This window comes from Candidatus Edwardsbacteria bacterium (assembly GCA_018821925.1).
In the GTDB taxonomy this organism is placed as follows: domain Bacteria; phylum Edwardsbacteria; class AC1; order AC1; family EtOH8; genus UBA2226.
The window spans coordinates 1-17,993 of sequence record JAHJLF010000060.1; the positions used below are offsets into that span (position 1 = coordinate 1).

15 protein-coding genes are annotated in these 17,993 nt (G+C 51.7%); all 15 read right to left on the reverse strand.

All coding sequences use genetic code 11. The annotated features are described in order from the left end of the window. Positions 1-60 precede the first annotated feature (60 nt). The gene (locus tag KJ869_07205; protein MBU1576978.1) at positions 61-1,089 is read right to left on the reverse strand and encodes a potassium channel protein; all 1,029 of its coding nucleotides are present in this window, start codon (positions 1,087-1,089) and stop codon (positions 61-63) included. 9 nt (positions 1,090-1,098) lie between these two features. Continuing rightward, positions 1,099-2,592: a mechanosensitive ion channel family protein gene (locus tag KJ869_07210; GenBank protein ID MBU1576979.1), complete on the reverse strand. Its 1,494-nt coding sequence runs from the start codon at positions 2,590-2,592 to the stop codon at positions 1,099-1,101. 75 nt (positions 2,593-2,667) lie between these two features. Next, positions 2,668-3,108 carry a hypothetical protein gene (locus KJ869_07215; protein ID MBU1576980.1) on the reverse strand — a complete coding sequence of 147 codons (441 nt, stop codon included), beginning with the start codon at positions 3,106-3,108 and terminating at the stop codon, positions 2,668-2,670. Further along, on the reverse strand, positions 3,105-4,076 hold the full coding sequence (locus KJ869_07220; GenBank protein ID MBU1576981.1) for a tRNA 4-thiouridine(8) synthase ThiI: 972 nt from the start codon (positions 4,074-4,076) through the stop codon (positions 3,105-3,107). Before KJ869_07220 ends, KJ869_07215 begins: the two co-directional genes overlap by 4 nt. Positions 4,077-4,104: 28 nt before the next feature. Then, positions 4,105-4,716 (reverse strand): hypothetical protein, encoded by a 612-nt coding sequence (locus KJ869_07225; protein MBU1576982.1) that lies wholly within the window; start codon positions 4,714-4,716, stop codon positions 4,105-4,107. A gap of 13 nt (positions 4,717-4,729) precedes the next feature. Then, complete coding sequence (locus KJ869_07230) at positions 4,730-6,526, reverse strand: KamA family radical SAM protein (GenBank protein MBU1576983.1); 1,797 nt, start codon at positions 6,524-6,526, stop codon at positions 4,730-4,732. A 278-nt stretch (positions 6,527-6,804) separates the two neighbouring features. After that, positions 6,805-7,695 carry a diacylglycerol kinase family lipid kinase gene (locus tag KJ869_07235; protein MBU1576984.1) on the reverse strand — a complete coding sequence of 297 codons (891 nt, stop codon included), beginning with the start codon at positions 7,693-7,695 and terminating at the stop codon, positions 6,805-6,807. A 67-nt stretch (positions 7,696-7,762) separates the two neighbouring features. Further along, complete coding sequence (locus KJ869_07240) at positions 7,763-8,143, reverse strand: RidA family protein (GenBank protein MBU1576985.1); 381 nt, start codon at positions 8,141-8,143, stop codon at positions 7,763-7,765. A 28-nt stretch (positions 8,144-8,171) separates the two neighbouring features. Beyond that, positions 8,172-9,068, reverse strand: coding sequence for a site-specific tyrosine recombinase XerD (gene xerD / locus KJ869_07245; protein MBU1576986.1), 897 nt, complete (start codon positions 9,066-9,068; stop codon positions 8,172-8,174). A gap of 5 nt (positions 9,069-9,073) precedes the next feature. Further along, positions 9,074-11,833: a hypothetical protein gene (locus KJ869_07250; protein ID MBU1576987.1), complete on the reverse strand. Its 2,760-nt coding sequence runs from the start codon at positions 11,831-11,833 to the stop codon at positions 9,074-9,076. Positions 11,834-11,886: 53 nt separating this feature from the next. Beyond that, positions 11,887-13,602, reverse strand: coding sequence for an AMP-dependent synthetase/ligase (locus KJ869_07255; GenBank protein MBU1576988.1), 1,716 nt, complete (start codon positions 13,600-13,602; stop codon positions 11,887-11,889). A gap of 24 nt (positions 13,603-13,626) precedes the next feature. Next, positions 13,627-14,298: a site-2 protease family protein gene (locus KJ869_07260; GenBank protein ID MBU1576989.1), complete on the reverse strand. Its 672-nt coding sequence runs from the start codon at positions 14,296-14,298 to the stop codon at positions 13,627-13,629. A 3-nt stretch (positions 14,299-14,301) separates the two neighbouring features. Then, positions 14,302-15,483, reverse strand: coding sequence for a 1-deoxy-D-xylulose-5-phosphate reductoisomerase (locus KJ869_07265; GenBank protein MBU1576990.1), 1,182 nt, complete (start codon positions 15,481-15,483; stop codon positions 14,302-14,304). A gap of 278 nt (positions 15,484-15,761) precedes the next feature. Continuing rightward, a complete protein-coding gene (locus KJ869_07270; GenBank protein MBU1576991.1) occupies positions 15,762-16,688 on the reverse strand; it encodes a glycosyltransferase family 2 protein in 927 nt (308 codons plus the stop codon). Between the two features lie 79 nt (positions 16,689-16,767). Continuing rightward, on the reverse strand, positions 16,768-17,993 hold a 1,226-nt coding region (locus KJ869_07275), incomplete at its 5' end, for a hypothetical protein (GenBank protein MBU1576992.1).

Here is a 17,993-nt window from a genome sequence, read left to right on the forward strand (position 1 = left end):
TGTTGTTTCATTTTAAATAACCTGCTTTGCTACTATATGTTCCATGTTCTAATAATTTTCTCACTTTGCCAGCTTCTCTTCCAACAAGATCCTCTTATCCGGAGTGGCAATGAAGATCAAAACCATATCGGCCGCCAGTTTCATCATGGGATCGGGATTGTAGTCGTAATCCTCACTGCCCAAAAGCTTAGCCGATATTGCCAGCACCCCGGTCTCCTTATGTACATCCAACAGGGTCCTTCCGATGAAGCCGGAGTTTTTGGGCACCTGGAACTCCTCCACCCGCATGGCGTCATGCTTTTTGCTCCTCAGCATGGTGTCCAGGAAAGATACCGTCGCCGGGCGCACCAGCTCCGAGGCGATCCGCATCCCGCCGATCATATTGGGCGAGACTAGGTGCGAAGCCCCAGCGTTGACGAACTTGTGCCGGGTGGCGGGATTGTTGAAGCGCGAAGCGATTTTGATGTCTTTGTTCAAATCCTTGGCCGCCACCACTAAGTAGAGGTTCTCCTTGTCGCTCTCCAGCGCTGCTATCAGGGCCTGGGCTTTTTTGATCCCGGCCTCCAACAGAACATTGTCATCGGTGGGGTCCCCCACCACCGCCACCACATCGGGGATCTCCTTGCGGATGGCGTCCAGCGCCTGGGGGCTTTCGTCGATGACCACAAATGGCCGCTTGGTTTCCTTTAATTCGCGGGCGATATAAACCCCGATATCCTTGGCCCCGCAGATTATGTAATGCTTGTCCATTCTCTTTATCCTCTTCAGTAATTTTCGCAACTGGAAGAATTTATTCAGCCGGCCCTCTATCAAAAAGGCGGTGAAATTGGATACGGCATAGGCCACCCCGATCATATAGATGAATATCAGGGCGATGTTGACCACGGTCAACAGCCGGCTGCCCTGGGTGCCAATCATGTCCTCGTAGCCGATGGTGGAGATGGTGATGGCCACCATATACAGGCTCTTCAGCAGGGTAATATCCTTGCCCTCCATCCGGGCCAGTCCATAAAGCAAAAAGGAGGATAATATCACCAGCAGTGCGATGAACGCTATCGGCCAGATTATTTTTTTAAATTCTTTATTCATAACTATGGCTTATTTCTTTTTCAATCCGAAAAAATTCTTTATATTCTGCAGGATCTTATTGGAAGAGAGGGTCTCGCCTTCGAAGGCTGCCTTGGCGCCGGATCTCTCCAGGGCTTCCAGGTCCTGCCTCTGATGTTCCTCCAGGTTTTTGGACAACTTTTCCGCAATCCGGGCGTTCTTCTCCAGAATGGGAGCAAACCGCTCTTTCTCAATCTCAAAAACCACCGTATCGGTATCAGCTGTAATGGTGGCCCGCCGGGGTGAGCCGGTCAACAATGAAAAATCCCCGAAAAACATACCCTGCTCCATATGGATTACCGGCACCTGTCTCCCCTTCCGGTCGCGGATAGATACTGAAATTCTGCCTTTCTCTATCACAAACAGGGAATTGCCCGGATCGCCCTGCCGCACCAAGATCTCCCCCCTGGCAAACAGCATCGGCTTAAGGCCGACGGACAGGATTCGGATCTCCCTCTCCGGAACAGAGTCAAACAAGGGTAGGTTTTTTAACCTTTCAAATATCTCCCCTTCCTGAAGGCTGGGTGCCTCCTGTCTGATGCGGACATCTCTGATGGGAAACGGTATCTGAATGTCGTTCCTCTGAAAAATATACCACAGACGGCTCATCAGGCTGTCCTCAATGGCAAACAGATGGCTGTATCCGTCTATCCAGAATTTCATCCGATATATGATTGCAAAATCGCCGTATTCGACCAGCCAAATCCTTGGTTCCGGTTTTTTCATTATCTCCGGGGTCTCATTCATGGCCAAGGCTATCAGTTCTTTGACCTTATTGGGAGGGGTGGTATAAGAAACGCCAACCTTAAGTTCCCGGGCATGGATGGTGGTGGGATGGCTGTAATTGATTATCTCGTCCTTGGAGATCTCGGAATTCGGTATGATCACATAATTATCGCTGAAGGTCTTTATCCTGGTGGCCCTCCAGCTCATGTCCATCACCAACCCGGTCTTTTGGTTGATCATCACCCAGTCTCCCAGCGAGAAAGGCTTTTCGATATTAAGGGCCAGCCCGGCGAACAGGTTTCCCAGCACATCCTGCATAGCCATACCGACCACAAAGGTCAGGGCGGCCGAGGTAGCTATCAGCGGGGTCAGGTCGACCTTGAGGTTGATATGCAGGATTATGAAAAGCAGGGTCACGGCCAGGAGCCAACGGATCATCCCTCTCAGCAGGTTGGGGATCTTGCTGCGGACCCTTTCATCCACCAGATAGATGAACACCACCCCCTCCACCGCCTTCAACAGCAGAAAAACGGCCAGAAATACCCCCAGCGACTGGACCCATTTCCCCGCCCGGTCCCCCAGGCCGATGCCGCCCCAATGAACGAACAGCCGGAAGGACAGGTAGATCAGGCTGGCCATCAATGTGTTGGCCAACATTTTCCAGAATTGATACTTCATCAGAAAACGGCTGAAAGTCCAGCAAAGGAATATGGCCACTGCCAGCGCCAGCGCCAGAATGATCAGTCGGATAATATCCATAACGGCTTTACCTTTTATTAATTGTTCTAAAAGAAAATGATTGATTTACGACAGGAATAAACTGCCGCATCTGACCTAAAATCTTTTGGACAGTGACAGCGACCAGGGCGTCACCTGCAGGGAAAACTCCGGTTCGCTGTGCTCGTCGAACTTGAACATATGGGCGTCGACATAGGCGTCGGCCAGCGACAGGGTCCAGATGCCGATGAACCACCATTTGTATGTACGGCGGCGCTCGTTGTGGTAATTGTAATCGTCCTGAACAGGGTTTCCGATAGCCGCCTGATCCTCCCGGTTGTAACAATAGCCCAGATATCCCAGGCCTCCGGCAAAGACCGCAGCTTTCAGATACTGCTGTGTGTAAAGCTGCCCGCCTCCGGGGAAGGCCGCCGAAAAACACACCGATAATAGCGGCGAGCGGTGGGGTTTCTTTTCCTCCTTGACCTGCTGGGCGGATATTCCACCGGAAAAAACCACAATTGCGATAGTCCAGAAAAATATTTTTGTAATTTTCATATCTGCCACTTTAAAACAAATTCCTCGTGAGGTTTCATCACCGAAAAACTATCCTTTTTATCGTTGCGATAGATATTTATTCCTACCGCCTGGTCCTCCAGACGGTCGCAATATCTGGCTAGTATCTTCCCAGCGGTCTGTAAAATATCATCGGATATCTCCCCGCGGATGATGCCCACCGGGCCCTTGATATTCTCGGCCGGGCGGATAACGGTATCATCGCTTCCTGCCATATCCAATAGGCGCTGGTTCTCCGACTTATTGCGTCCCACTATCAGCTTGGTTTTATTATCCAGCCGGAAATGGCGGCCAATGCTTAATAATTCGGCATCATGACGGGTCAATCCTTCGTGTTCGATGAGTTCCTTCAGGCGCTGGGAATATCTTTCCTCGGTCAGCAGACAACCACCGGCCGGCTGGGGATAATCCTTTATCCCAAAGCTTTTGACCAGCTCCTCCTGACGTTTGCGGCCCCGGCCGGAAAAGTCGTAAAGTTTTTCCCTATCCACCCAACCCTCCCGTTCCGGTTTGGTAAGTTCCAGAAGTTTGGCGGATAATGGGCGCAGCACCAGTTCCCGGTCGGCGGATAATTTGAGTACGGCATTGAGTCCGCCTCTGGTCTGGGACATGGGCCGCTCTCCCAATACCTCTCCGGTGATCAGGAATGAGGCCTGGTATTTTTCCAAAAGACCGTGGGCCGTTTTCAGCATCAGGCCGTGACAGTCTATACAGGGATTCATGTTGCCCCCGAAGCCGTAGCGGGGGCTTTTCATCATGGCGAAGTATTCCCCGGTGAAATCGTGCTCTACCAGTTGGATCCCAAGAGTTTTGGCCGCATTCCGGGCATTGTCCGGTCCGAAGAAAGGCGTGACAAAACAGACACCGATCACCTCGATTCCCTGCTCCATGATGACTTTTGCTGCCAGTATGCTGTCTAAGCCCCCGGAGAGAAGTGATAAGCACTTCACAGTTTTCTCTTATCCACAGATTGTTCCCTTATCTTCCCCACGGCGTATGCACACCGAGCGCTAGAGCTAATGACGGCACCCAATTATCGACAGGATGAATTCGCTTAATGTCGTTTGAGAATGAGTAATACGTTACTCCGCCAATTAACTCGGCTTTGAATATTTCCCAAAAATCCGCCTCTAAAGACACTTTCATCGATGCGGTTTCGGTTTTTTCGCTGTATATGTAATTCACTCCGTCCCATGAAAAACCAAGTCCGGCAGCGGCAACCAAAGGCAGTATTCCCGTACCAAAATGGGCCGTGCTTGTGCCTTTGCCATAACCGGTTGATAGCCTGCAATTCCAATGTTTATTCAAGGCAAAACGATAAACCCCTTTTAACCTATAGAAATCATATTCAATTGCCGGTCCTCCAATGAGCATCAATGAAAATTGATCAAAGGGGTCGCCTTCCTCATGTTCAACCTCAATCCCCGCTCCATGCCAAGTTAGAATATAACTACTGCCGATGGATGTAAATTTCTGCTGTATTTGCATATAGCCCTGGTAGTCAAATCTCGGAGCATCGGTTACCCAATCGAAGCAGAAGGCAATGGTTGGCATCAAGAAGAAAATCAGTGCCAAAAAGAGCGCTCTCATTTTTTCCTCAATATCAAAAATAATAATAGATGGTGCGGTAATCCTCGATGTTCTCTCCCCGCCGCTTCAATTCCTGCAAATAATCGTAGATCGGCACATCGGAATCTATGTAGGTATCCACCAACGCCAGTTTCTTCTCCCAGGGGTGGAACTCATAGATCCGGCTCCCATCGGGCATGATGGTCAGCAAGGTATGGTGCTGCTCGGCCCGAACGTAGTTCTTGCCCAGCCGGGGAACGTTATACACCGGCTCATCGGTTCGCACCAGACCGGGGAACAACCGGGCCTCCTCCTTGACCTCCTGCTGCAGACGGGCCAGCGGCACCCGGTAGTTGCGGGTCTCCTCCTTGCCCTTGGTGTTGAAGGTATAATAGGGATCCACTCCTATCAATCGCAGTGCCCGGCGCAGGGCTACCAATTCGAAACGCCGACTATTCTCCACGGTGAACACCGCCTGGTTGTAGACCGACATCCCCTTCTGCTTAAATTTCTGCACCACTTTAAGCGAGTCCTCGGTAATCTCGTAGGGATGCTCGAAATGGGTGACTATCGCCACCTCTCTTTTTCCCGGCTGGTGATATTTGGCGATGATATCTATCAGGTTGTCGGTGATCCTCTGGGGCAGCACCACCAGGGTCCGGGAGCCTATCCGTATCCTTTCCACATGATCGATCCGGGAAAGGTTCAACAGCACATCATCAATCTGCTGATCTTCCATCACCAGGGGATCTCCCCCGGTGATCAGCACCTCGTTGATCATGGGATGGTCTGCTATCCACCCGATGGCCTGCTCCAGCTTGTCCGGGTCGGCCATGGCCTCCGGGCATAGCACGTCCTCTATCTCCCAGTTGCGCTGGCAGTAGACGCAGATCTGGCTGCAGGTGTTGTATGGTTTAAGGATCACGATCCGGGGATAGCGCCGGGTTATCAGGTCTATGGGCGAGGTGTCGTTTTCCAGCATAAAGTCGAGGGAATGGGTGTGATCCTCCTTGTTCTTTAGCATTTTTTTTACGTAATTGGCCGGCGGGATCACCTGGGCCCTGACGGCGTGATCGTTTTTACGGGATGGATCCTGGTCCATCAGTGAGACGTAAAATGGAGTGATGCCGAAAGGCAGGGCCCCGGATTTAGCCTTATCTATTGATTTTTTCTCCTCATCGCTCAGATCGATCAGGCTGGAAAGCTGTTCCGCGTTGCGGACGATATTCTTCATCTGCCAGCGGTGATCGTTCCAGTCATCCAAAGAAGCATTGAGCTTTTTTAATATCCGGTCCCGGTTTTGTTGCCTGGCCTTTTTAACATCCGGTTCCAGGCCCGAAGCATACCTTTTTATGAAACCTTCGCAGCGCAGAGCCACGGCGTCCAGCTGGTCCGACCGCTGAACGGCGGATTCCCGTCCGTGCATGTTGGCCGAAGTGGAATATATCTCCTGGTCATAGACCCGGCTTTTCCCGGTGGTGCCCATGAATATGTGCCTCAGATCCTCCAAGAAAGCGTCGGAAAGATTTTCAGGAAGATCCTTACTGTCATCCCGGGTCAGTTGCCACAGCAGTTTCATTATGCTGAACTTGGCCAGGTTCTCGCTGCGGGCCGAGATTAACTTGCGCAAGGCGTAGATGCAGCTTATCTGCAGCGACCATTCCAGACTCTTGGGCGCTATGACATCGAGGTGCAGCATCCGGACCATCTCGTCCAGATAGACCACCAAAAGGTTTTTGGCTATTAGATAGTTTTCGGCCTCCTTCAATATCCCGTGGATGGTGGGATTGGCCTCGAACAGGCGCTGGATATTTTCTTTTTTATAATTCATGTTATGCCCTCCTTTTATTGATCGTCACTAAAAGCAAATCCCAGGTCTTTCCGGCATCTCCTTTTAAAACATGGTTATTTGCAGTTATTGTTACTCTGAGAAATAAATAGTCCGATAAATTTCATCCGCTTTAGCGCATTCTTTTTGTCATGCCAGTGAAAACTGGCATCCAGCTATGGATTCCCGCCTGCGCGGGAATGACGCATACTCTGTTTATTTATCGAAGCAATATTTATCAATAATATCAATGAGCGTATGGCGGAGTCCCCGAGATAATATTACCAGTTATGGTCGCCCACTATGGCCTCCACGGCCTTGGGCAGTATGGATATCTCGTATCGTTTCTCCCTTTTAGGCCACAGTTCGCCGTCCACCTGGGCGGCCATGGGCTGTTCCGATTCCACCACCACCTTTTGCGTCCGGCCCATCACGATCTGCTTGAGATGGGTATGTTTTCCCTTGAAGGTCTTGGGGACGTGCCGGAAGAACTCCAGCCAGGTCAGTTTGTGGATGATGCACAGATCCAGCCAGCCATCGTCTACCTCGGCCTGAGGTGTCAGCAGATAGCCGCCGCCCACGCACCGCCCGTTCATAATCTCCACCAGCAGGGCCTCCACCCAGATCTTGCCCGGCCCGAAATCCAGGCTGATCCGCTGGCCCTTGTAGCGCATCAGGGCCTTGACAGTCGCCAGCAGGTAGAGCTTCAGGTCCCGCAGGCCTTTGATCTTCTGCTTTTCTATGATCACCTCGCCGTCCAACCCGATGCCCAGCGAGTTGAAATAGTACCAGCCGTTGACCACCCCGGCGTCCATCATCTTGGTGCGGTGCTGTTTGATGTGGTTGACGGCATCGGATATATTACGGCCGATATTCAGGGATTTGGCCAGATCGTCGCCCGAGCCCAGGGGAATCATCCCGAACACCGCCTGGCTGCCCACCAAGGCCCCGGCCGTCTCGCCGGCCACCCCGTCGCCGCCGCAGGCCACGATCACCTTGAAACCGCGCTCCACCGCTTCCTGGGCCTGCCGCCGGGCGTCGCCCTCCTTGTCGGTCAGCGATATCTCGAAGTTTATGCCGGTGGCCTTCAGCAGGGCCTTGACCTGCTCCAGATGCCCGGCCGCCTCGCCCCCGTGGGCCTTGGGATTGAAGATAACTTTGGTTCTCAGCATAGTTGAGCCTTTTTTACCACCAAGGCACTAAGTAGGTCTTTTTGTGCCTTTGTGTCTTTGTGGTTAATTAGATTTCCCCAATCGCCTCTATCTCAATTTTGGCGTCCTTGGGAAGCCGGGCCACCTGAAAGGCCGAACGGGCCGGCGGGGCCTGGTTGAAATACTCGCCATAGACCTCGTTCATGGCGGCGAAATCGTTCATGTCGGCCAGGAACACCGTGCACTTGATGACCTTTTTGAGATTTGAGCCGCCGGCCTCCAGCACCGCTTTTAGGTTCTCCAGCACCTGTTTGGTCTGAACTTTGATGTCGCCCTCGACCATCTGCCCGGTCTTGGGGTCCAGTGGGATCTGCCCGGATGTGAAGACCAGCTTGCTGTCGAACTCGATGCCCTGGGAATAGGGCCCTATGGCCGCCGGGGCCTTGTCAGTTTTGATCACCTGACGCATGAGATTCTCCTTATATAAATTTTTAAAATTATCCTCTGGGATGAAATTGTCTGTGTACTTCCTTTAAATACTCCCGGTCCACATGGGTGTATATCTGAGTAGTGGAGATATCGGCATGGCCCAGCATCTCCTGCACCGAGCGCAGATCGGCCCCGCCCTCTAAAAGGTGAGTGGCAAAGCTGTGTCTGAGTATATGGGGATGCACCCGTTTTTTGATCCCGGCCTTTTGGGCGTAGGCTTTGAGCAGTTTCCAAAAACCCATCCGGGACATCGGCCGGCCCCGGTTATTCAGAAACAGCACATCGGTGGCGAATTTTTTGATCAGAGCCGGCCGGGAGCCTTCCCGATATTTTTCGGTCCAGTGCCGGGCGGTCTTTCCCACGGGCACCACCCGCTCCTTGGATCCCTTGCCGAAACAGCGGATGTATCCCTGGTCGAAGGCCAGGTCGGACTGCTTGAGACCCAGCAGTTCCGATATTCTCAGGCCGCAGGCATAGATCACCTCCAGCATGGCACGATCCCGTAAACCCAGCGGCCTTGATGTGTCCGGCTGGGACATCAGAGCGTCGATCTCCGTGGTGTCCAGAACATCGGGAAGTTTCTTGGCCAGCTTTGGCGAATCCAAATTCTCGGTGGGGTCGGTTTTGCAGAGCCCCTCTCCAACCAAAAAGCGGTGAAACCCCCTCACCGCTGAAATATTCTGAGACAGACTGCCGGGAGAGAGCCCGTATCCCGCCAGTTGGGAGAGGAATTGCGATATATGGCGGCGCAATATCTTGGAGGGATCGGTTATCCCCTGGGTTTCCAGGGAATCCAGATACCGGCGCAGGTCGCGGGAGTAGGCATCTATGCTGTTGGCCGAAAGCCCCCGCTCCACCGTCAGGTGGCCCAAAAACCTGTCCAGCAGTTCCGTATTGTTATTCATCGGATCTACCCGAAAGTGATTTCCTTGGCCGGTTTGTCCTTATCGGCCGCCGGCTTGAGCAGTGACTTGTGCGCCGGCGGTTTTAATAAAGAATGCTCGGATGGGGAGATCTCCTTTTTCAATAATGGGGCCGGCGCCGGCCTGGGTGTCAGGGCCGGTTTGGCAAAGGGATTGACCGCCTGTTTGAGGGCCAAGGCCTGCTTGGGAATCGGTTTTTCCTCATGCCTGGGAGATAGCAGCGGCTGTCTGGACAGCATGGTTTTTTCCTTGGCTGGCAATAATGATGGACGCTGCGGCTCCTCCGCGGTTTTGATGGGAGCCAGTTTGGGCTTGGCCATCAGCGGCATCGGTTGCCTGGCCGGAACGGCTTTGGGTTGTTCTTGAGTTTCCGGTTCCTCGCTCTGACCCTGGGCTGTCTCCGATCTTGGAACCGGGACGGATTGCGATAATCCTGTCACCGGGCGTCCTTTGGCTTTTATCCTGAGGAAGGCTGCCCTCTCCTCCTCCTTGCGCCGGGCCTCCATCTTCTCCCTCTCATCGCGCTCCCGCAGCAATCTGGCCTCCTCCTGCTGCAGCAGGGCCACCTGCTGTTCCAGTTCGCCCATCTGCTGTTTTTTGTCGTCTATCTGGTTTATCAGGTTCATGATCTCCTGGTTGGCCTCCTCGGCGTTGGCGACCCTCTGTTTTATCGCTTCCTCCTCGGCCCTCTTTTTCTCTAGGGTTTTTTCCAGATTGCGCAGGTTGGATTGATTATCCTGAACGCTGGCCGACAGCAGTTGCTCCGATTCCCGGAGCTCCTGCACTTTCTGCTGAGATGTCTCCAGCTCGGTCCGTAAGGCCGCGATGTTCCCCTTGATCTCCTCAGCCTCCCGGCTTAAATCCTGCTTCTGGGACAGGAACTCCTGCAGTTCGTTCTTCTGATGTTCCATCTGGGATATATCCTGATTCAGCTGATTGTGGCTGTTCTCCAATTCGGACTTCCGGTCCTCCAGTACTTTGACCTCATTATGGAAATTGTTCAACTGTTGCTGTTTCTGAGAATATTCGCCGTCCACCTGTTCCTTCTGCTCTTTGAGTCGGGCCAGCTCCTGCTCGGCATTTTCTCTTTGGCCGGTCAATTCCTCGACCTGCTGGCGCATATCGTCCAGCTGCCGGTTCTGTTCCTCCAGCTGTTTCAAAGATGCCTCCATCTCCTTCTTCCGGCCGGCCAGTTCGTCGTTCTGCTCCTTAAGCTGATTCCGCCTGCCTTCCAGATCCTCCACCTTCTGGCCCAGCTTCTCCTCCTTCTTGGTCAGTTTCTCCACCTGAGACTCCAGTTCCTTCTGGCTGGCCAGCAGCTCCGGCACTTTCTCCTCGGAGGTCAATATCTGGGTGCTGATCTCGTCGCGCTTGGCCTCGGCCTCGGATATCTGTTGTTTAAGATTGTTCAGGCTGGTCTCCAGCTCGCGAATGGCCTCGATCTCGTGCTGTTTCTGGGACTCCTCCTTCTCCAGCTCGGCCACCCGTTTTTGTTTTTCCTCTATGGTCTGGTTCAATTCTTTTATGTTCTGCTGGGATTCCTCCTGTTCGGTCTCGGCCCTTAAAACTCCGGTCTGGATCTCCTCCAGGGATTTGGCGGCATTGGCCTGCTCCTCTGTCTTCAGGTCGATATCCAGTTCGATCCCCTCCAGGCGGCCCTGCTTTTCCGCCAGGTCCTTTTCCTTGGCCTCCAATTCCTGGGAGATCTTATCCAGCTGCTGTTTCCGCTCGTGCTGTTCCTTGACGATGACCTGCAGTTTCTCCTCGGCTTCCTTGATGCCGCCGTTAAGGGCCTCCATCTTGGTGGAGACGCTGGACTCACGGCCGGTCAGCTCTTCGATCCGCCCCTTGATGGCATCCTCCTCCTTCTTCAGTGTCTGGTGCCGCTCCACTACCTGGGTTTCGGAGCTCTTGATCTCGGCGATCCCCTTCTCCAGCTCGTCTTTCTGTTTCCTCAGTTCACCTACCGCATCTTCCAGCTGTTTGGCTTCCGATCTGTAGGTTTCGCTCTGCGAGGCCAGGTCGTTCTTCTCCTGTTCGGCGGCGCTTAGGTCCGATAGTATCTGGGCCTGCTTGCCCTGGGCCTGATCTATTTTGGCCTGCAGCTCCTTCAGTTGGTCGTTCAAGCTTCCCACCGATTCGCCCAGTTTATTTTCTTCTTCCTGCAGGTTTTTTTTGCGCTCCAGGAACTCGGCCTGGGTCTTTTCCTTTTCGGCGAACTGGGAGACCACGGTCTCCTGCTCCTGCCGTTTCTGGCTGATCTCCTTCTCCAGACCCTCCAGTTCCTTCTTCCATTTATCCGCCTGGCTCTGGCCTTCGGCCGCCTGCTGTTCCAGTAGCATGATGTCCGCCTGGAGCGACTGGCTCTGCTGGACGGCGGCATCGGCCGTCTTTTTGGCCTCGTCCATCTGCTGGTTGACGTTCAGCAGCTCGGCCCGTTTCTCCCAGATCTTGGTGGCCAGGTTGGAGTCCTCCTTGGACCTCTCATCCAGCTTCTTGTTTACCTCGTCCAGCTTTTCCTTGGCCTCGTCCATCCTCTGGGACATGGCCATCTCCTCGCCCAGCGATTCGGCCAGGCGGGAGTTTATCTCGTCCATGGTTTTCTTACGCTCGGCTATCAGCTGGTCCAGGGAGGTGTAGCTGCGTCGGCCCTGCTCCACCTGGGCGATCACCTCGGCCTCCTCCTTTTTCATCTGATCCAGGGGATTGGCCGGGGCCTTGTCTTCCTTCTTTTTGGAGAACAACATATTATTCTGCCTCCGATATTTGGGAGATTTGTTTTATCTGATTTGAAAATTGATTATACGTTCACCTTCTTGCCCACGAACAGGTAGCGCTTGATCTTGCGGGTGGTGGTCTTGGGAAACTCCTCCTCCCGGATGGAGAAATGCTTGACCCGCTTGTAGTCGGCCAGGTGGCCACCCTGGTGTTTGACCTCGTCCTTCAGGATCTTCTCGATCTGGGCCGTGTCCAGGGTGATCTTGTGTTTGGCGGCATACTCGTCAAAAGTCTCATAACTGGGGTAGATCATGGCGTGAACCTCCTCCCGGTCGGTCTGGGAGTTTTTCTCGCCGATCACCAGGACTTCGGAGATATAAGGGCTGTTCAACAGCTGGGCCTCGATTTCTTCGGGATAGATATTTTTGCCGGCCGCCGAGACTATCAGGTTCTTGGCTCGACCGGTGATGAACAGGCAGCCCCGTTTGTCGATGTACCCCAGATCGCCGGTCAACAGCCAGCCATCCTTGATGATCGCCTCGGTGGCTGCGGGGTTCTTATAATAGCCCAGCATCACATTGGGGCCCTTAGCCGCTATCTCGCCGACGCCGTTGGCGTCGGGGTCCAATATCTTCAGCTCCACACAGGCGATGGGCGGACCCACCGAGGCATGATCGGGGTTATTGATGGTATTGATGGTCAACACCGGAGAGGATTCGGTCAAACCGTAGCCCTGGACTATTGCAAATCCCAAAGTCTCAAACCCCTTGCCCACTTCTACGTTCAGGGCCGCTCCGCCCGAAACGAACAGCCTGAGGCTGGACAGTCCGGCCTTTTCCCGCAAAGACTGGAACAGCTTGCCCCCGGCCCTTTTCCCGGTGATGGACTTGATGGATTTGACTATCCCATTGGAGGTGGAGAAGGCCATCCGGGTCAGCATGGGCTTCTCTTTGACCGCTCGCACTATCCCCTGGTATATCTTCTCGAATAACAGGGGCACCCCTACCATCATGGTAGCCTGGCTATCCCGGATGTCGTTGATGATGTCCCGTGATTTTAAAGACTGGGCGTAGGTAATGGTAGCCCCCACATACAGAGGCACCAGCATCCCGCAGGTGGCCTCGAAGGTGTGATGGAGCGGCAGCACCGAAATGAAGTTATCGTGATGATCGTAATGGAATATCTGGTAGCTTCCATCCACATCGGACATGATGTTCCGGTTGGAGAGCATCACCCCCTTGGACTGCCCGGTGGTTCCCGAGGTGTAGATGACGGCCGCCAGGTCGTCCAACTGCACCTGCCGCTTGAGGGTCTTGGGTTCGGGCGCCTCATAAAGGTTGGATAGATTATTCATGGAGAAGACATGCTTCAGACTGGACAGCTTGCTGGTGGCCTCGTCGGTCACCTCCTTGAAATTGCTGGAGACGATCAGGGCCACCGCTTCGGAGTCGGTCAGAATATGCCGGATCTCCTGGCTTTTTAGCTGGGTGTCCAGAGGCACCAGTATCGCCCCGGTGCTGGCCACCGCGATATAGCTCTCCACCCACTCCGGGCAGTTCTCTCCGATGATGGCCACTTTGTCGCCGGGCTTTATGCCTTTACGCAAAAGTCCCGAAGACAGTTGCTCGGTCCGCTCCTTAAGCTCCTTATAGGTAACCTTGTAAAAGTCGTTCCCCCGCCTGATCTGCAGGGCGGTCTTGTAGGGGTACAGCCCGGCCGATCTGGCCAGCATTCCCTTGATGGTGATCAGGCCCAGCCCCTCCCTTACCGGATAATGTTTGTTGCTGAAGGTCTCCATATCTTTCTCCGAAGGTTTTTTATTTTATAGGAAACTGAATATCTCCGGGCCGGCAAAGAACCTGGCCACAAAAGAGGCCGGTAAAAGCAGATACGACAAAACATTTATCCGGGTCACCTGCATCAGTATGATCAGCCCGATGAAGATGAACATGCCGTATTTCTCCAGGCTCAGGTATCTCATGGATAGTTTCCCCGGCAGCAGCCCGGCCACCACCTTGGAGCCGTCCAGCGGGGGAATGGGTATCAGGTTGAAAACCGCCAGCACCGAATCGGCCAGCACCAGATAGAACAGAATCATCATTACCGGATAAAGCATGGTGCCCGGCCCCTCATAAAAGGGATACAGCAGACGGAACAACAACCCGCTGGCGGCGGCCAGGATCAGGTTGCTGGCCGGACCAGCCAGCGACACCCAGATCATGTCCTTCTTGGGATTTTTGAGGGCCAGAAAATTCACCGGCACCGGTTTGGCCCAGCCGAACACAAATGGGGCCTTGAGCAGTATCAGCATCCCGGGAAATATGAAACTGCCAAAGATGTCCAGGTGTTTCAGCGGATTCAGGGTCAGGCGGCCCATTAGATATGCGGTGGGATCCCCTTTTTTAAAAGCCACCCAGCCGTGCGCCACTTCGTGCACGGTTATGGCGAATAGGATCGGCGGAACGGCCAACAATAATGTCAACAATATGTCCATGGTTTAGCGCCTATCCTTCATTTTAATGATTGCATTGATTATCTCACGTGCCGCATCCCTGGCCCGACTGTCGGCTGTGAGTATTTTATCTAAGCTGATCTTCCCTTTGGCCGCAAATTTTCCCATGGTCTTTGCGATAACGGCCGGGATCTCCAGAAACCCTATTCTGCCATTCAGGAATGATTCCACCGCGACCTCATTAGCGGCATTCATCACCGCCGGCATGATGCCGTTACTCTCGATCGCCCTATAGGCCAGGTCCAGGCATTTGAAGGTCATCTTGTCGGGCTTATGAAAAGTAAGCTGGCCCAGTTCCTCCAAACGGCAGTCGTTGACCAATGATGGCAGTCGGGAGGGATAGGTCAGGGCATACTGGATGGGCAGGCGCATATCGGGGGTCGAAAGCTGGGCGATTATCGAACCATCGTTGAACTCCACCATGGAGTGGATAATGGACTCGGGATGGATCACCACTTTTATCCGCTCCGGCGGGATGCCGAACAGGTAATGGGCCTCGATCATCTCCAGCCCCTTGTTCATCAAAGTGGCTGAATCTATGGTCACCTTACGGCCCATGGACCAGGTGGGATGGTTGAGGGCATGGTGCGCCTTCACCGAGTGCAGCTGCTTTGCAGAATGCGAACGGAACGGCCCGCCCGAAGCCGTCAGTATCAGGTTCTTGACGGTTGACGGGTCCCGCCCCTCCAGGCATTGGTGCAAAGCCACATGTTCGCTGTCTATGGGCAGTAGCCGGACCTTCTTTCTTTTCACCGCCTGCATCACCAGCTGACCGCCGGCCACCAGGGTCTCCTTGTTGGCCAAAGCTACGTCATGCCCGGCATTGATGGCCGCCAGGGTGGGATCCAGCCCGGCCGAGCCCACCAGGGCGTTGACCACCATATCGGCGCCTGCCAGCGAGGCCAGTTGTTTCAATCCCTGCGGCCCTCTTACCAATTTGAATGGTGCTTGGGAGTTATCTATGGCGGATATCCCGGTCGAGTCCTGGCCGATGCAGACCATCTTGGGCTTGAACTTTTTTATCTGCTGTACCAGTAGGTCGAACCTGGAATTGGCCGCCAGCCCCACCACTTGGAAAAGTTTGGGATATTTGTTGATGACCTCCACGGTCTGGGTACCGATGGACCCGGTGGAGCCCAGTATTATTATTTTCTTTGGCTTTGTCAATTTGATGCAATACTTTATTTAGATTTCAATTTGATATTTATATCCGCAAAGGCCTGGATAATCCCAATTATATCTTATTTATTACTTCGGCAAATCAATAGCGCAATGTGTCATTCCCGCGTATGCGGGAATCCAGGCCTGGATACCCGTTTTCACGGGCATGACAACAAGGATGTTCAAAAAACGGGTAAGGATTATTAATCTATTTAATTACCAGAGTAATAAAAAGCTCTATCCGTGTGAATCTGTATTAATCCGTTTAATCCGTGTGCCATTTATTAATATTTCTTATAGACCGGAATATCTTTCCCCTGCTCCTGGAACAGCCGGAACTGCATCTCGGCCAGCAGCCCGGTGAAGATGAACTGCACGCTGATGACGATCAGCACCAGCCCCAGCAGCAATAGCGCCTGGTGTCCCACCCGGCCGATTATCAGGCCTTCGATCACTATCACCAGGTCGATCAAAAAGCCCACTGTCCCGAAGATCAGGCCGGCCAGACCGAAGAAATGCAGGGGGCGCTTGATGTACTGGGTCAGAAAGGCCACCGTCATCAGGTCGAAGAATCCGCTCAGGGCCCGCGAGGCGCCGTATTTGGTGACTCCGTGCTGGCGGGGATAGTTCTCCACCTTGATCTCGGCGATCCGGTAGCCCTTCCAGTAGGCTAGGGCCGGAATGAAGCGGTAAAGGTCCCCGTAGACCTTCAGGTTCTTGACCACCTCGGAACGATAGGCCTTGAACGGGCAGTTGGAATCGTGGATGGAGAGCTTGGTCAGTTTTCCCGCCACATGGTTGAATAATTTTGAGGAGAGCGACCGCTTGCCCTTGCCGGTGTATTTCCAGCCGGTCACCAGGTCATAGCCTTCCTCTATCTTCTTGAGGAAGTTCGGTATCTCCTCCGGGGCGTCCTGCAGGTCGCCATCCATGGTGATCACGATCTCGCCCTTGGCCTCGGCGAAGCCGGCGGTGTAGGCCTGGGCCTTGCCGGAATTCTTGGCCAGATCTATGGCCGATATGTTGGAGTCCTTTTGCTTGGCCTTTTTGATGGCCTCCAGGGTTCCATCTGAACTGCCGTCGTTCACGAACAGGATTTCGTATGATGCCTTCAGTGAATTGCACACCTGGGTCAGCCGGCTTGACAGCTCGGGTATGTTCTCCTGTTCGTTGTAAACCGGAACGACGATTGATAGTTTGATATTATTCATATTTATTTTTCCTTTATAATCTGTAAGACTCATTATGGTATCACTTATAAGTTTGTATGTATTTATACCTGCCATTATATTATCCCATTACTTCATAATCAACCACAATACATTGAGGAATTCTAATTCCACCATATTCGTTAATACTTAATTTGCATATGGCATTAATCTTTAAATTTGCTCCAGACCAATCATTTTGCCTTGCTTGTAAAATAGCATCATCTTGATTATTTTTAAATTTGATAAATTGGATTTCATTATTGTACAAGAACTTCCATGTATCTTCTGTTTTTCCCATGAGTTCAATATCGTTTGTATTTACTGGAATGTTCCTTATTAATACCAAACTTTCTTCAATTCCATTTCCATAATAATCATATAGTTCATTCATATCTTTAATGATTTCTATGGTTAGATTTTCTATGTCAATTTCAAAATCTATATAATGAATAAATTCACCAAAATTAATATCTTTTAATTCTTCGTTTATTTTTTCAAGTGCTGGTTTTATGTTTTCTATTTTTATACCCAATCCGAAGCTCGATGGATGCCCTTGTGCATATTCAAATAAACCCGTTTCCAATAAATAATCTTTTAGATTTTCAATTTGATTTCCATAATTCCTAGCAGAACCAGCAAAAATATTATCTCTACCCTTTCTAATCAATAAACATGGTTTCTGATATTCTGAAGCCAGTTTCATAGCCGTTAAGCCCGTAAAACTATAATCCACTCCGTCAGCATCAACAAATAAAATCTTGTTTTTATTCCATTCATTTTTCTCAATCAAACCACGTAAATACTCCAATGACTTATCTATTTCTCTATTCTGTTTTGCTTTCAGATTAGTAGCCAACCTAGCAACCATCTCTTGCATAGTTTCTTGAATCTCTTCTCCGCTTCGTTTCTTATATGGAAAAGTTGTTGTATCTCCAATAAACGCCTTAAACATCAATTCTTTTTCTTCTAAAGAACCTGATCTAATCAACGCATTGATCAATGGAGAAATATAAAAAGCAACTATATTTACATTAATATTGTCTGTATTTCCAATTGAATAAGATTGTTTTTCTATGATTACTTGAATAAATTTATTTCTAATATTTTTCAAACCTTTAGTTACCAAATATCTATTTTCATATTCTAAAATCGACATAGAATCCGCAATAATAGACATAGCAACTAAATCATCAAAATCACTAGAGTCATCCCAAAATTCAGTATCTAAACTTTCTAAGAATTTTTTAGTTACTCCTGCTCCACTAAGGAACTTATTTGGATATTCTCCTAATTGGTTATTTACAA

What these genes read in the sequence shown, in the direction of transcription:
- KJ869_07205 (MBU1576978.1), bottom strand. Translation starts at nt 1,089, where the DNA reads ATGAATAAAGAATTTAAAAAAATAATCTGGCCGATAGCGTTCATCGCA.
- KJ869_07210 (MBU1576979.1), bottom strand. Translation starts at nt 2,592, where the DNA reads ATGGATATTATCCGACTGATCATTCTGGCGCTGGCGCTGGCAGTGGCC.
- KJ869_07215 (MBU1576980.1), bottom strand. Translation starts at nt 3,108, where the DNA reads ATGAAAATTACAAAAATATTTTTCTGGACTATCGCAATTGTGGTTTTT.
- KJ869_07225 (MBU1576982.1), bottom strand. Translation starts at nt 4,716, where the DNA reads ATGAGAGCGCTCTTTTTGGCACTGATTTTCTTCTTGATGCCAACCATT.
- KJ869_07230 (MBU1576983.1), bottom strand. Translation starts at nt 6,526, where the DNA reads ATGAATTATAAAAAAGAAAATATCCAGCGCCTGTTCGAGGCCAATCCC.
- KJ869_07235 (MBU1576984.1), bottom strand. Translation starts at nt 7,695, where the DNA reads ATGCTGAGAACCAAAGTTATCTTCAATCCCAAGGCCCACGGGGGCGAG.
- KJ869_07240 (MBU1576985.1), bottom strand. Translation starts at nt 8,143, where the DNA reads ATGCGTCAGGTGATCAAAACTGACAAGGCCCCGGCGGCCATAGGGCCC.
- xerD (MBU1576986.1), bottom strand. Translation starts at nt 9,068, where the DNA reads ATGAATAACAATACGGAACTGCTGGACAGGTTTTTGGGCCACCTGACG.
- KJ869_07250 (MBU1576987.1), bottom strand. Translation starts at nt 11,833, where the DNA reads ATGTTGTTCTCCAAAAAGAAGGAAGACAAGGCCCCGGCCAATCCCCTG.
- KJ869_07255 (MBU1576988.1), bottom strand. Translation starts at nt 13,602, where the DNA reads ATGGAGACCTTCAGCAACAAACATTATCCGGTAAGGGAGGGGCTGGGC.
- KJ869_07260 (MBU1576989.1), bottom strand. Translation starts at nt 14,298, where the DNA reads ATGGACATATTGTTGACATTATTGTTGGCCGTTCCGCCGATCCTATTC.
- KJ869_07270 (MBU1576991.1), bottom strand. Translation starts at nt 16,688, where the DNA reads ATGAATAATATCAAACTATCAATCGTCGTTCCGGTTTACAACGAACAG.